This is a genomic window from Brevibacillus sp. AG162, from assembly GCF_006715575.1.
GTDB lineage: Bacteria > Bacillota > Bacilli > Brevibacillales > Brevibacillaceae > Brevibacillus > Brevibacillus brevis.
In genome coordinates, this window is record NZ_VFNO01000003.1 from 728,712 (window position 1) to 743,383 (window position 14,672).

2 protein-coding genes are annotated in these 14,672 nt (G+C 46.3%); both read left to right on the plus strand.

Annotated elements, in window-relative coordinates; all coding sequences use genetic code 11:
• The first annotated feature begins 503 nt into the window (after positions 1–503).
• Entirely contained in the window at positions 504–3,782 is a 3,279-nt protein-coding gene (tycA, locus tag FB479_RS13410; RefSeq protein ID WP_142065591.1) for a tyrocidine non-ribosomal peptide synthetase TycA, read from the plus strand.
• A 94-nt stretch (positions 3,783–3,876) separates the two neighbouring features.
• A complete protein-coding gene (tycB, locus tag FB479_RS13415) occupies positions 3,877–14,661 on the plus strand; it encodes a tyrocidine non-ribosomal peptide synthetase TycB (RefSeq protein ID WP_142065592.1) in 10,785 nt (3,594 codons plus the stop codon).
• Positions 14,662–14,672: the final 11 nt, after the last annotated feature.

Below are 14,672 nucleotides of genomic sequence, written 5' to 3' on the forward strand. Positions count from 1 at the left end.
ATTTCTCTCTGCTATAATGAATAACAGTTTAAGCTACGCGAGAATATGTATGCAGAACATAACGAGGACTTCGCTGGACAATTTTTTATGAAGGGGTGATACGCAAACTAACCGTATGAAAATTGTGATGTGATGGTTTTATTTTCAGAAATCATTTTCTGTATCCATTCGGTTAGAGTACCAGTGTTCACCATTTGCCCAAAAAATGGAAAGAGACTTTTTTCCTGAATACATTTTAATACAAACAGGGAATTATCCCCATTGTGAAACTTTGAAAAATCTTAGAGAATTTGAAGGTGAAAATCGGTTCATGACCATAGATATACAGTTATGGGTGAAAATTACAATAAAGATACAAAACCCCATATAATTTGTTACATTCGGCCATTATACTTAATGTTGCTGATGCTGAAGTTTATCTTAACTGTCACTTGTTTGGCCATCATATGATATTGTCACACTTCATGATAGACAAAAGTTTGCCAATTAATTGGAGGGGACATATGTTAGCAAATCAGGCCAATCTCATCGACTTGGAGTGGGAAAAAGAACAAGTAGCCTTGTTTAATGATACTAAGGCGGAATATCCACAGGATAAGTCGATTCATCAGTTGTTCGAGGAACGAGCAGAAGCTGTGCCACACCGAGTTGCCATCGTTTATGAAAATGAGCGCTTAACTTACCAGGAGCTCAACAAGAAGGCCAATCAATTAGCAAGAGCTCTGATCGAAAAAGGAATTACAACAGACAGCATTGTCGGTGTGATGATGGAGAAATCCATTGAAAATGTTACGGCTATTCTGGCCATCCTCAAGGCTGGCGGAGCGTATGTTCCCATCGATATCGAATATCCCCGTGATCGGATTCAATATATTCTGCAAGACAGTCAGACTAAAATCGTCATCACCCAGAAAAACGTCAGCCAACTTGTTTATGACGTCGGATACCGTGGTCCTGTAGTCGTACTCGAGGAAGAACAGCTGGATTCTCGCCCAAATTCCAATCTTCACTTGCCAAGCAAGCCTACTGACATGGCGTATGTCATCTATACTTCAGGCACAACCGGCAAGCCAAAAGGAACCATGCTGGAGCATAAAGGGATCGCGAATTTGCAATCATTCTTCCAAAATACGTTTGACGTTACACCTGCAGACAGGATTGGACAGTTTGCCAGCATGTCTTTTGACGCATCGGTATGGGAAATGTTCATGGCTTTATTAACCGGTGCTAGCCTCTATATCCTTTCCAAACAGACAATTCATGATTTCATCAGTCTTGAAAACTATTTGAATGAAAATGAATTAACCATCATCACGTTGCCACCTACTTATTTAACTCACCTCAACCCAGATCATATTACTACTCTCCGCATCATGATTACGGCAGGTTCAGCTGCCAACTTCCCTTTAGTGAATAGATGGAAAAACAAAGTCAGGTACGTGAATGCATACGGACCTACGGAAACAAGCATTTGCGCGACAATATGGGAGGCACCTCCCAATGAGCTTCTCAACCAAACGATCCCAATCGGTAAACCGATTCAAAATACGTACGCTTATATTGTCAATGAAGAGCTACAATTGCAGCCAATTGGCAGTGAAGGCGAATTGTGCATAGGTGGAGTAGGCTTAGCCAGAGGATATTGGAATCGTCCAGATTTGACCGCCGAAAAATTTGTAGATAATCCGTTTGTACCAGGAGAGAAGATGTACAGGACAGGAGACCTGGCCAAATGGCTTCCGTCTGGAGAAATCGAATTTCTCGGCAGAATCGACCATCAGGTGAAAATCAGAGGTCATCGGATTGAGTTGGGTGAAATCGAGTCCGTTTTGCTGAAACATGAACAAATAAAAGAGGCAGTGGTAATCGCTAGAGAAGACCAACATGCTCAACCCTATTTGTGCGCTTATTTTATTTCGCAAAAGGAAGTAACACCTGCACAGATCAGAGAATATGCCGCTCAAAAGCTTCCTGCATACATGCTTCCTTCCTATTTCGTGAAGTTGGATAAAATGCCGCTCACGCCAAATGACAAAATTGATCGCAAAGCATTGCCAGAACCGGATGTTACTTCTGAGACAAATCCTGCATACGAACCTCCCAGAAATCAAACAGAAAAGATTCTCGCAACCGTGTGGCAAGAGGTATTGGGAATCGAAAAAATTGGGATTCTCGATAATTTTTACTCACTTGGTGGGGATTCCATTCAAGCGATCCAGGTTGCTGCTCGTTTGCATGCCTATCAACGAAAACTAGACACGAAAGATTTACTGAATTACCCGACAATTTCACAGGTTGCTCTCTATGTAAAAAGTACGACGAGGAGTAGCGAGCAGGGAATCATCGAAGGTCCTGTCGCGTTAACGCCGATTCAACACTGGTTCTTTGAAAAGAACTTTACGAATATGTCCCATTGGAATCAATCGTATGTGTTGTATCGCGAACAGGGATTTAATCCTGAAGCCATCCGAAAGGCCCTGGATAAAATCCTTTCACATCACGATGCGCTCCGTATGATCTATCAACGCGAAAATGGGAGTATCGTTCAACAGAATCGTGGATTGGGTAGTGAATTATATCAATTCCTTCAATATGATCTAACCTCGCATTCGGATGTCCAGAAAGCGATCGAAGAAGAAACGAAACGTTTGCATAGCAGCATGAATTTACAAGAGGGACAGTTGGTAAAGGCAGCCTTGTTTCATACGCTCCAAGGCGACCATTTATTCCTGGCTATCCATCATTTAGTCATGGATGGAATCTCTTGGCGCATTCTGTTTGAGGATTTAGCAACTGCATACAGTCAGGTACTCGCAGGAAAAGAAATCGTTCTCCCAGAAAAAACGGATTCTTTTAAAGATTGGGCAGTGTGGCTGAACGACTACGCGAATAGTGATGCGTTGATGAGGGAAATCCCGTATTGGGAGAATCTTGAATCTGGAGCTAGGAATGCGTCCCTTCCAAAAGACTATGAAACGGTAGGCTGCAAACAGAAGAGTACCCGAAACATACAGGTCGGATTGTTAGCAGAGGAAACCGAACAATTGTTGAAACAGGCAAATTCTGCTTATCAAACAGAAATCAATGATTTGTTACTGGCAGCGTTGGGGCTAGCTGTTGCAGAGTGGAGCAGGCTTGACCAAATCGTGATTAATCTGGAAGGGCACGGGCGCGAGGATGTGATCGAACACGCTAACGTGACAAGAACAATAGGATGGTTTACGTCCCAATATCCAGTTTTATTAGATGTGAGTCAAATGAATCACTTACCTAACCTTATCAAATGCACGAAAGAAAACCTGAGGAAGATCCCAAATAAAGGCATTGGTTATGGAATTTTGAAATATATGACAGAACCGGAAAGACGAAGTTCCTTGTCCTTTTCCCTGCAACCCGAAGTGACGTTTAACTACTTGGGTCAATTTGACTCTGGTCTTAACAGCGAACTGTTTACCCGTTCTCCTTATAGTTCAGGCAACACGCTCGGTGCGGATGGGAAGAACAATCTGAGTCCCGATTCGGAGATTTATACCGCCTTGAATATTACAGGAAGAATTGAAGGTGGGGAGCTTCTCATCACGTTTACTTACAGCGAGGAGCAGTTTAGAGAAGAATCCATCCATCAATTGAGTGAGAACTATCAAAAACATCTCCGGTCAATCATTACACATTGCGTACAGAAAAAAGAAGTCGAACGGACTCCCAGTGACTTTAGTCTAAAAGGACTTCAAATGGAAGAAATGGACGACATCTTCGAAGTGCTTGCCAATACGCTTAACTAAATATGCACTTGCTAATATTTCATGGGGTAAGACACGTTATTCATTTACATTTTTATACAAATTTGACAAATATTATCGATATCGAGGTGCCGGAATGAGTATTTTTAGCAAAGAACAAGTACAAGATATGTATTTATTGACGCCTATGCAAGAGGGAATGTTATTTCACGCCTTGCTAGATGAAGAACATAACTCTCATCTTGTGCAGATGTCCATTTCGATTCAGGGCGATCTTGATGTTGGTTTGTTTACCAATAGCTTGCATGTGCTGGTAGAGAGATATGATGTGTTCCGTACGCTGTTTCTCTATGAAAAATTAAAGCAGCCTTTGCAGGTTGTCTTGAAAGAACGGCCCGTTCCCATCCTATTTTGCGATTTAACGGCATATGACGAGCAAGAAAAGCGGCAGCGCTACACACAATACAAAAGGAATGACCAAGAGAAAACCTTTCATCTGGCGAAAGATTCGTTGATGAGAGTGGCTATTTTCCAAATGACGGAGAGCGAATACCAAATCATCTGGAGTTTTCATCACATACTCATGGATGGTTGGTGCTTTAGCATTATTTTTGATGACTTGCTTTCCGTCTATTTGTCCTTAAAAAACGGGGCACCGATTTCCCTTGATCCTGTGCAGCCTTACAGCCAATTTATTCTCTGGCTGGAAAAGCAAGATAAAGAGGCTGCTCTCGCATATTGGAGAGACTATTTGGGACAGTTTGAACAGCAAACTTCCTTGCCGAAATTTGGGAAGTCTTCTAGCAATGCCTTTCTACCAGCGCAATATCGCTTTGTGCTGGACCGTATGCTGACGCAGCAGCTTTCTGCGATCGCAAGTCAAAATCAAGTGACCTTGCCGACTGTGATTCAAACCTTATGGGGGATTCTGCTCCAATCCTATAACGCTACGAATGATGTGCTCTTCGGCTCTGTCGTATCCGGGCGTCCAACTGAAATCGTCGGAATCGACAAAATGGTAGGGTTGTTTATCAATACTATTCCATTCCGCATCCAAGCGAAAAACGATCAAACCTTTGCCGACTTGATACAGGGTGTGCACCAAAGAACACTGCAATCCCAGCCATATGAGCATGTTCCTTTGTACGATATACAAAACGATTCTGTATTGAAGAAAGATTTGATCGATCACCTGATGGTCATCGAAAACTATCCGTTAGTGGAGGCCTTGCAGAAAAAGGCAGCGACACAGCAAGTAGGCTTTACCATTTCTGATGTCGAGATGTTTGAGCCTACCAATTATGACATGACCGTCATGGTAATGCCCAAAGAAGAGATTGCGATGCGGTTTGATTATAATGCTGCTGTTTTCGACGAAGCCTTTATCCAGAAAATGGCTGGACACTTCAAGCAGATCGCGGCTTGCGTGGCAAAAAATCCGAAGATCACCCTTCAACAGGTTACCATGCTGACAGATACTGAAAAACAACAATTAATGGCCAAAAACCTTGCTACTTCAGCTGCCTATCCAACGAAAACCATACACGAGCTCTTTATGGAACAGGTGGAAAGGACACCTAATCAGGTTGCTGTCGTATTCGGAGAACAGCAATTGACATATCGTGAACTAGATGAGAAGTCCAATCAGCTCGCCAGATTTTTGAGAAGAAAAGGGATTGCAGCAGACAGTCTGGTTGGTACGATGATGGATCGTTCGATCGAGATGATTGTCGGAATTCTTGGGGTTTTGAAAGCCGGTGGTGCGTTTGTACCGATTGATCCGGAGCTGCCAGAAGAACGAATTGCCTACATGCTCGAACATAGCGGGACTCAATTGGTAGTGACGCAGCATCATCTAATCGAGAAAGTCTCTGCTTCCACTGAAAAAATAGATATCTGCGCTCCAGCCATCTGGGAAGAGAGCAGTGCGTCTGTCGAAACGATCAATCAACCGGATGACTTGTTTTATATCATCTACACTTCAGGAACGACAGGGAAACCAAAAGGCGTCATGCTTGAGCATAAAAACATGGCAAATCTGATGCACTTTACGTTTGCCAAAACCAACATCGAGTTTCATGAAAAAGTATTGCAGTATACCACATGCAGCTTTGATGTTTGCTACCAGGAGATTTTCTCGACGCTGCTTTCCGGGGGACAGCTCTATCTCATCACGAATGAGATGAGACGTCACGTAGAAAAACTGTTTGCCTTTATCCAGGAAAAACAGATCAGCATTTTGTCCCTCCCTGTAACCTTCTTGAAATTTATCTTTAACGAAAAAGATTATGCGCAAAGCTTCCCGCGTTGCGTCAAGCACATTATCACAGCCGGAGAACAGCTCGTCGTCACTCATGAGCTACAGAAATATCTGCGGAACCATCACGTATTTTTACACAATCATTACGGGCCGTCGGAGACACATGTGGTGACCACCTATACGATGGACCCGAGTATGGATATACCAGAGCTGCCGCCAATCGGAAAACCGATCAGCAACACGGGCATTTATATCCTGGATGAAAAGTTGCAGATGAAGCCAGAGGGCATTGTCGGGGAGCTGTATATCTCTGGGGCGAACGTAGGAAGAGGGTATTTGCACAATCCGGAGCTGACTGCGGAGAAGTTTCTCGAGAACCCGTATCAATCCGGGGAAAGAATGTATCGAACGGGTGACCTCGCCCGTTGGATGCCAGATGGCAATATCGAGTTCTTAGGGCGAATCGACCATCAGGTGAAAATCAGGGGTCATCGTATCGAGCTGGGAGAGATCGAATCGCACTTGCTCAACCACGATTTGATTAAGGAAGCCGTGGTCATCGATAGAACGGATGAGACTGGCGGAAAGTATTTGTGCGCCTATGTCGTTTTGACAGAAGAAGTCAGCAACGAGGAGCTGCGTGCGTACTTATCACGAACGCTGCCGGAGTATATGATCCCTTCCTTCTTTATGAAGCTGGAGCGGATTCCGGTCACACCTAACGGAAAAACAGACAGAAGAGCTTTGCCCATACCTGAGGGGAATGCATTTACGGGAGCGGATTACCTCGCCCCGACAACCGAACTGGAACAGAAAATGGCAGCCATTTGGGAAAGTGTACTCGGCGTGTCTCCAATTGGCATTCAGGACAATTTTTTCACGCTGGGGGGTCATTCGCTAAAAGCGATTCATCTCATTTCCCGGATACAAAAAGACTGCCAAGCAGATGTTCCGCTTCGCGTCTTGTTTGACAGACCAACCATTCAAGAAATCGCCAAGTATGTGGAAGGTGAAGAGGCAGGAACGTATCTCGCTATTCCGCGGGTCGTCATGCAAGAGCATTATCCAGTATCCTCTGCGCAAAAACGCATGCTGATTTTAAACCAGCTCGATCCGGCTAGTACGGTTTACAATCTGCCCGTAGTGACGGTACTCGATGGGGAATTGAATGTGCAGCAGCTGGAGCAAGCCATTTCCAGTCTGGTGAATCGTCATGAATCGCTGCGAACGTCCTTTCATACCATCAACGGCGAGCCGGTTCAACGCATCCATCCGGAATGCAAACTGCCAATCACCTGCATGGCAGCAACAGAAGATCGTTTGAATCAAGTCATCACGGATTTCATGCGTCCGTTTGATTTGGAAAAAGCGCCGCTAAGTCGGGTTGGACTGGTCAAACTGGGAGAGCGGCGCCATGTCATGATCATCGATATGCACCATATCATCTCGGATGGCGTGTCATCGCAAATCATCCTGAATGATCTTGCGCAGCTCTATCAAGACAAATCTTTGCCAGAGCAACGCATTCAATATAAAGACTTCACGGTTTGGGAAAAAGGTTTGGCACAGACAGATGAATACAGAAAGCAAGAAGCGTATTGGACCGAGCGATTCGCTGGTGAAATTCCTGTCTTGAACCTGCCTTTGGACTACTCTCGACCGTCTGTTCAAAGCTTTGAGGGCGAACGTTATCTATTCCGCACAGAAAAACAGCTGCTAGATGGTTTGCAACGAGTGGCGGCTGATACTGGTACGACGCTCTACATGGTGCTCATGGCAGCCTACCATGTTTTGCTCGCGAAATACTCCGGGCAAGAAGACATGGTGGTCGGAACCGTGACAGCTGGAAGAACACACCCTGACACGGAAAGCATCACGGGTATGTTCGTAAACACGCTGGCAATGAGAAACCAGCCCGTGGCAACCAAAAGCTTCAAGCAATTTTTACGAGAAGTAAAGGACAATACACTCGCTGCTTTTGAGCATGGGGAGTACCCGTTTGAGGAGCTCGTTGAAAAGCTGGCGGTCAGTCGAAATCGAAGCCGCAATCCATTGTTTGACACCTTGTTCATTTTGCAAAACATGGATGCCGATCCGATCAAGATCGAGGGCATGACAGTGACGCCTTACGTGCCAGAGGGCAAAATGGCGAAGTTCGATTTGACTCTCGAAGCAACCCAAGACCATGCCGGTCTAATGTTCTGCTTCGAATTTTGCACCAAGCTGTTCAAGCAGGAAACCATCGAACGCATGTCGCGTCACTACATCCAAATCTTGCAAGAAGTCATCCGGAACACGGACTTGGCTCTCTACGAGATGGAGATGCTCACCGAGCAGGAAAAGCAGGAATTGCTGGTCCATTTCAACGACACAGTGAAGCCTGTTCAGTTGGAAAGCACACTTCCCCAGCTATTTGAAGAACAAGTGCTGAAAACCCCTGATCAAATCGCACTGGTTTGCGGGGACAAGAAGTTGACATATCAGGAGCTCAATAAGAAGGCTAATCAGCTTGCTCGTACATTACGGAAAAAAGGAGTAAAGGCTGACCAACGAGTTGGGATTATGGCCAATCGTTCCTTGGAGATGGTGATTGGAATCCTTGCCATTCTCAAGGCTGGTGGGGCATATGTTCCTATCGACCCAGATTATCCGAATGATCGCATTGCTTATATGCTGGAAGATTGCGAAGCTCGTCTCGTACTTACTCATGAGCATCTTGGAACAAAGATTGCTGCTGGAGTGGAATGCCTGTATTTGGAGGATAAGAGTAACTATTCTCGTATCACCACAAACCTTGACCCGATTCATACGGCTACCAATCTGGCTTATATCATTTACACATCGGGTACGACAGGTAAGCCAAAAGGGGTCATGGGGGAGCATAAAGGTATTGTCAACAGTGCCACGTGGAACAAAGAAGAGCTTGCTTTATCTGTCCATGACAGAGGTTTGTTGGTTCTCTCCTTTGCCTTTGATGCTTTTGCCCTTACTTTCTTTGCATTGATTCTATCTGGTTCAACTGTTGTCTTGACGAAGGATGAAGAAGCCAAAGATCCAATCGCGCTCAAAAACCTGATCTCAATCTGGAGTTGCAGCTACACGGTGTGCGTGCCAAGTTTGTTCCAAGCGATTTTGGAATGCAGCACCACCGAAGAGATCAGTCCACTGAAAATGACCATGCTCGGGGGAGAAAAGCTATCGCCGAAGCTGGTTGAGATGTGCAAAGAAATGAATCCGCAGATGATTACTATCAATGCGTATGGTCCGACAGAAAGCAGCGTTATCGCCACCTATTTGTGCGATGCGCTCCCAGATGCTCCGATCACCATTGGACGGCCAATTGCAAACACAAGCATATACATCGTGGACCATTCGCACCAGCTGCTACCAATTGGTGTAGTGGGAGAGATATGCATTGGCGGACTCGGGTTGGCACGTGGATATTGGAACAAACCAGAGCTTACCGAGGAGAAGTTTGTTTCCAATCCATTTAAGCCAGGTGAACGCATGTACAAGACAGGCGACCTTGGCAGATGGCTCCCTGACGGTACGATTGAATTCATAGGACGCCTGGATGAACAGGTAAAAGTGAGAGGATACCGGATAGAGATCGGGGAGATCGAATCGGTTCTTCTCAGCTATGAAACGACAAATGAAGCGATTGTCGTCGCTTATCCGGATGGAAGCGGGGACGCGTTTCTGACTGCCTATTTCACCAGTAAAGAAAACATCTCGGAAGTGGCTCTTCGAACACATCTATCGCAAGAACTGCCAGCGTATATGGTCCCAACCTATCTGGTTCAACTGAATGCTTTCCCGCTCACGCCAAATGGCAAGATCGATCGCAAAGCGCTCCCGAAGCCTGAAGGAAAGCCTGCAACAGGTGTGGAGTATGTCGCGCCTGCCAATGAAGTAGAGGCAATACTGGCAAAGATATGGGAAAACGTCCTTGGCATCTCCGGCATCGGCGTGATGGATAACTTTTTTGAGCTGGGTGGACATTCTTTGAAAGCTATGACGGTAGTGGCGCATGTGCATCGAGAGTTTCAAATTGATCTTTCGCTGAAGCATTTCTTTGGTTCTCCAACTGTTCGTGCCTTGTCCCGATTGATTGAAAACAGCGAAGCTGCATCAGATGCATCCATTCAACCAGCAGAGCCGCGAGATTACTACCCGGTATCATCAGCCCAGCAGCGAATGTATCTGCTCTATCAACTTGAAGGGGCCGGCATTAGCTACAATACGCCTGGCATGATCATGCTGGAAGGCAAGCTGGTTCGCGAGCAATTGGCGTATGCGCTGCAAGCATTGGTGGATCGACACGACATCTGGAGAACGTCATTTGAGATGGTCGGGGGTGAGCTGGTCCAAAAAATTCATAGCTATGTGAAAGTGGAAATGGAGTATCAAACAGCGGAGGCGCATCAGATCGATGAAATTTTCTACTCGTTTGTCCGTCCATTTGATCTTTCTGTTCCGCCACTGATCCGCATGGGCTTGGTGAAAATTTCGGATGAGCGTCATCTTCTCCTTTATGACATGCATCATATCGCCGCAGATGCTGCATCGGTCACGATCATGTTCAATGAGCTAGCTGAATTGTACCAGGGAAGAAATTTGCCAGAGGTGCGCATTAAGTACAAGGATTTTTCTGTCTGGCAGCAGGGCTTGTTTCAGTCAGATGCCTTCAAGCAACAGGAAGAGTATTGGCTTCGTACGTTTGCAGGAGACATTTCAGCCGTGGATTTACAGACGGATTACCCGCGACCAGCCGTAAAAAGCTTTGAAGGTAGCCACATCGCGCTTTCAACTGGCCACCAACTGCGGGATGCCCTGCTCGAGCTGGCGACAGAAACCAAAACGACGCTGTTCATGGTTTTGCTGGCAGCCTACAATGTGCTGCTCTCGAAGTATTCCGGGCAGGATGACATCATTGTGGGAACGCCGATTTCCGGCAGGTCAAGATCTGAGCTTGCGCCCGTTGTGGGAATGTTCGTCAACACACTGGCGATCAGAAACAAACCGACATCCGAAAAGACCTTCAAGGAGTTTCTGATGGAAGTCAAGCAGAATGCCTTGGATGCCTATGATCATCAGGATTACCCGTTTGAAAGTCTTGTTGAAAAGCTTGGCATTCAGCGTGACCCGGGTCGTAATCCACTGTTTGACACCATGTTCATCCTGCAAACCGATGAACTGGACCCAAAAACGCTGGATCAACTGGTCTATCGCCCTTATGAATCCGGCAGTGCTCCTTCGATAGCGAAATTCGACCTGTCGTTTCATATGACCGAGCGTGAAACAGACCTGTTTTTGCGATTGGAATACAGCACCAAGCTGTTCAAAAAAGATACGGTAGACAGGATGTCCCGCCACTTTTTGCAAATCCTGAAAAGCATTGCGGCCCATCCTGATCGGATGCTGCAAGAGGTTGAAATGCTGACGGAAGAAGAGAAGCAGCTGTTACTGGTGGAGTTCAATCGTACGGACAGAGAATACGCCAAAGACAAAACCCTTCAACAGCTCTTTGAAGAACTGGCGGCAAAAATGCCCGATCAAACAGCGCTCGTATTCCAAGGACAGCGAATGTCGTACCAAGAGTTGAATGAAAGAGCGAATCAGCTCGCATCCGTTTTGCGTGAGAAAGGTGTTGAGCCATCGCAAATCGTCGCCATGTTACTGGAACGGTCATTAGAGATGGTCATTGCCATTCTTGCCATTTTGAAAGCGGGCGGCGCCTTTTTGCCCATCGATCCTGAGTATCCGGAAGAAAGAATCCGCTACATGATGGAGGACAGTCAGGCGAAACTCATGCTTACTCGTTTTCACTTGATCCCCAAGGTCACCAGTCATGCAGAGATCATCGATTTGGGCGACTCTAGGAACTATTCTCCACAGACAGACAATCTGCTTTGCATCAACAAGCCTTCCGATTTAGCTTATATCATTTACACGTCCGGTACGACCGGCAAGCCGAAGGGAGTCATGATCGAGCATCGTGCGATCATTAACTGCTTGCAGTGGAGAAGAGATGAATATGGATTCCGACCGGAAGACAAGGCATTGCAAGTGTTCTCCTTTGCTTTTGATGGGTTTGTAGCGAGCTTGTTCGCGCCGCTTCTCGGAGGTGCTGCGTGCGTGTTGCCGAGAGAGGAAGAAGCCAAAGACCCGATCGCGTTGAAAAAGCTGATCGCATCCACTGGGGTCACACATTATTATGGTGTGCCGAGTCTGTTCCAAGCAATTCTGGATTGCTCGACTGTGGCAGACTTCCCTGAGCTTCGCTGCGTATCACTGGGAGGCGAGAAGCTACCTGCACAGCTTGTTCAAAAAACGAAAGAAAAGCATCCAAAAATCGGGATCAACAATGAATACGGTCCGACTGAAAATAGCGTGGTCTCCACCATCTCCCGTTCTATTGAACCCGGTCAAGACATCACGATTGGCCGGCCGATTGCCAACGTAAAGGTCTACATCGTAGATGCACAACATCGCTTGCAGCCGGTTGGTGTGGTGGGTGAGCTATGCATTGGAGGACCTGGGCTTGCAAGAGGCTACCTGAACAAACCGGAGCTCACAGATGAAAAGTTTGTTGTGAATCCGTTTGAACCAAAAGAGCGCATGTATAAAACAGGTGACTTGGTGAAATGGCGGACGGATGGCACGATCGAATACGTCGGTCGGACTGACGAACAGGTCAAAGTGCGCGGGTATCGAATCGAGATCGGGGAAATCGAGAGCGCCATACTCGCCTATGAGAACATCGATCAGGCGGTGGTGGTTGCTCGAGATGATGGCTCTGCTGCCGGCCAGTATCTTTGCGCCTATCTCGTAGCAGCATCAGAAGTGTCCATTGCCGAGTTGAGAAGGCATCTTGCCAAGGAACTGCCTGCCTATATGGTTCCATCCTTCTTTATCCAATTGGATAAGATGCCGCTGACCCCCAATGACAAGATTGACCGAAAAGCACTACCGAAGCCAAGCCAGGATGTCAATTCGGGAAGAGAATATGAAGCACCCAGAAACGAGCTGGAACAATTGCTGGCTACCATCTGGACAGACGTATTGGGTATCAAGCAAGTCGGAATAAAAGACAACTTCTTTGAATTGGGTGGAGATTCCATCAAAGCGATTCAAGTTTCCACTCGCCTGTACGCATCAGGCTGGACGCTTGCGATGAAAGAACTGTTCCAACATCCGTCGATCGAGGAAGTCGCTATCCATGTAACACCGAACAACAGAGAGAGTGATCAGGGAGTCGTAGAGGGCGAGATTGGCTTGACACCCATCCAGAAGTGGTTCTTCGAGCGAAATTTCACGGATCGTCACCATTGGAATCAGGCTGTCATGCTCTATCGTGAAGAAGGCTTTGATGCAGCCCTTGTTCAGCAAGCCTTCCATAAAATCGTCGAGCACCATGATGCGTTACGAATGATATACAAACAGGAAAATGGGATCATGACGCAAATCAATCAAGGGCTTACGGATGACCGATTCCGTTTCTATTCTTTTGATGTGAGGGAACATGCAAATAGCGCAGCTCACATCCTGGAATTGTCTGATCTCATCCAAAGCAGTATCGATTTGGAACAGGGACCACTGGTTCATTTGGCTCTCTTCTCAACCAAAGAAGGCGACCATTTACTGATTGCCATACACCATCTGGTCGTGGATGGCGTATCTTGGCGAATCTTGTTTGAAGATTTTTCATCGGCCTATTCACAGGCTCTCCAAAATCAGGAGATCGTTTTACCGAAGAAAACAGATTCCTATAAAGACTGGGCAGCTCAACTGCAAAGCTACGCACAGAGTGACGAGCTGTTACGGGAAGCAGCGTATTGGCACAACCTGGAGAGCACCACTATGCCAGTCGCATTGCCAACTGATTTTGTCACAGTCGATCGGAAACAAAAGCACACGCACACTGTAAAGGTCGAATTGACAGCACAAGAGACAGAAAACCTTTTGCGTCACGTGCATCATGCCTATCACACAGAAATAAATGATCTGCTGCTGACAGCTTTGGGGTTAACCGTAAAAGAATGGGCAAATACCAGCTGCCCTGTCATCAACCTGGAAGGTCACGGACGTGAGGACATTCAGAATGAAATGAATGTCACAAGAACGGTTGGCTGGTTCACATCCCAGTTCCCTGTCGTACTTGATATGGAAAAATCAGAAGACTTGGCTTACCAAATCAAGCAGATCAAAGAAAGCCTGCGCCGCATTCCGAAAAAAGGAATTGGCTACGAGATTTTACGTACGATGACGTCCAGCAAGACGCAACTATCCTTGTCATTTGCCTTGCAGCCGGAAATCAGCTTTAACTATCTCGGGCAATTTGACTCAGATGTAAAATCGGGCGGTTATACCTTCTCACCGCTCGGGACAGGACAGCTGTTCAGTCCAGAATCAGAGAGAGTATTCCTCTTGGACATTTCCGGCTTGATCGAGGATGGAAAGCTCCAGATCAGCTTTGGATACAGCCGTCTCCAGTACAAAGAAGAAACCATGACAAACTTAGCGTACAGTTACCGGAATCACTTACTGCGTATCATCGAGCATTGCATGGCAAAAGAAGAAGGGGAGTTGACTCCGAGCGATCTGGGAGATGACGACCTTTCCATGGAAGAACTGGAGAACATACTGGAAATGATTTAATGCTTTTCCTC

Bases quoted from the DNA above. Each gene is read 5' to 3' on its own strand.
- tycA (WP_142065591.1), top strand. From the start codon at position 504: ATGTTAGCAAATCAGGCCAATCTCATCGACTTGGAGTGGGAAAAAGAA.
- tycB (WP_142065592.1), top strand. From the start codon at position 3,877: ATGAGTATTTTTAGCAAAGAACAAGTACAAGATATGTATTTATTGACG.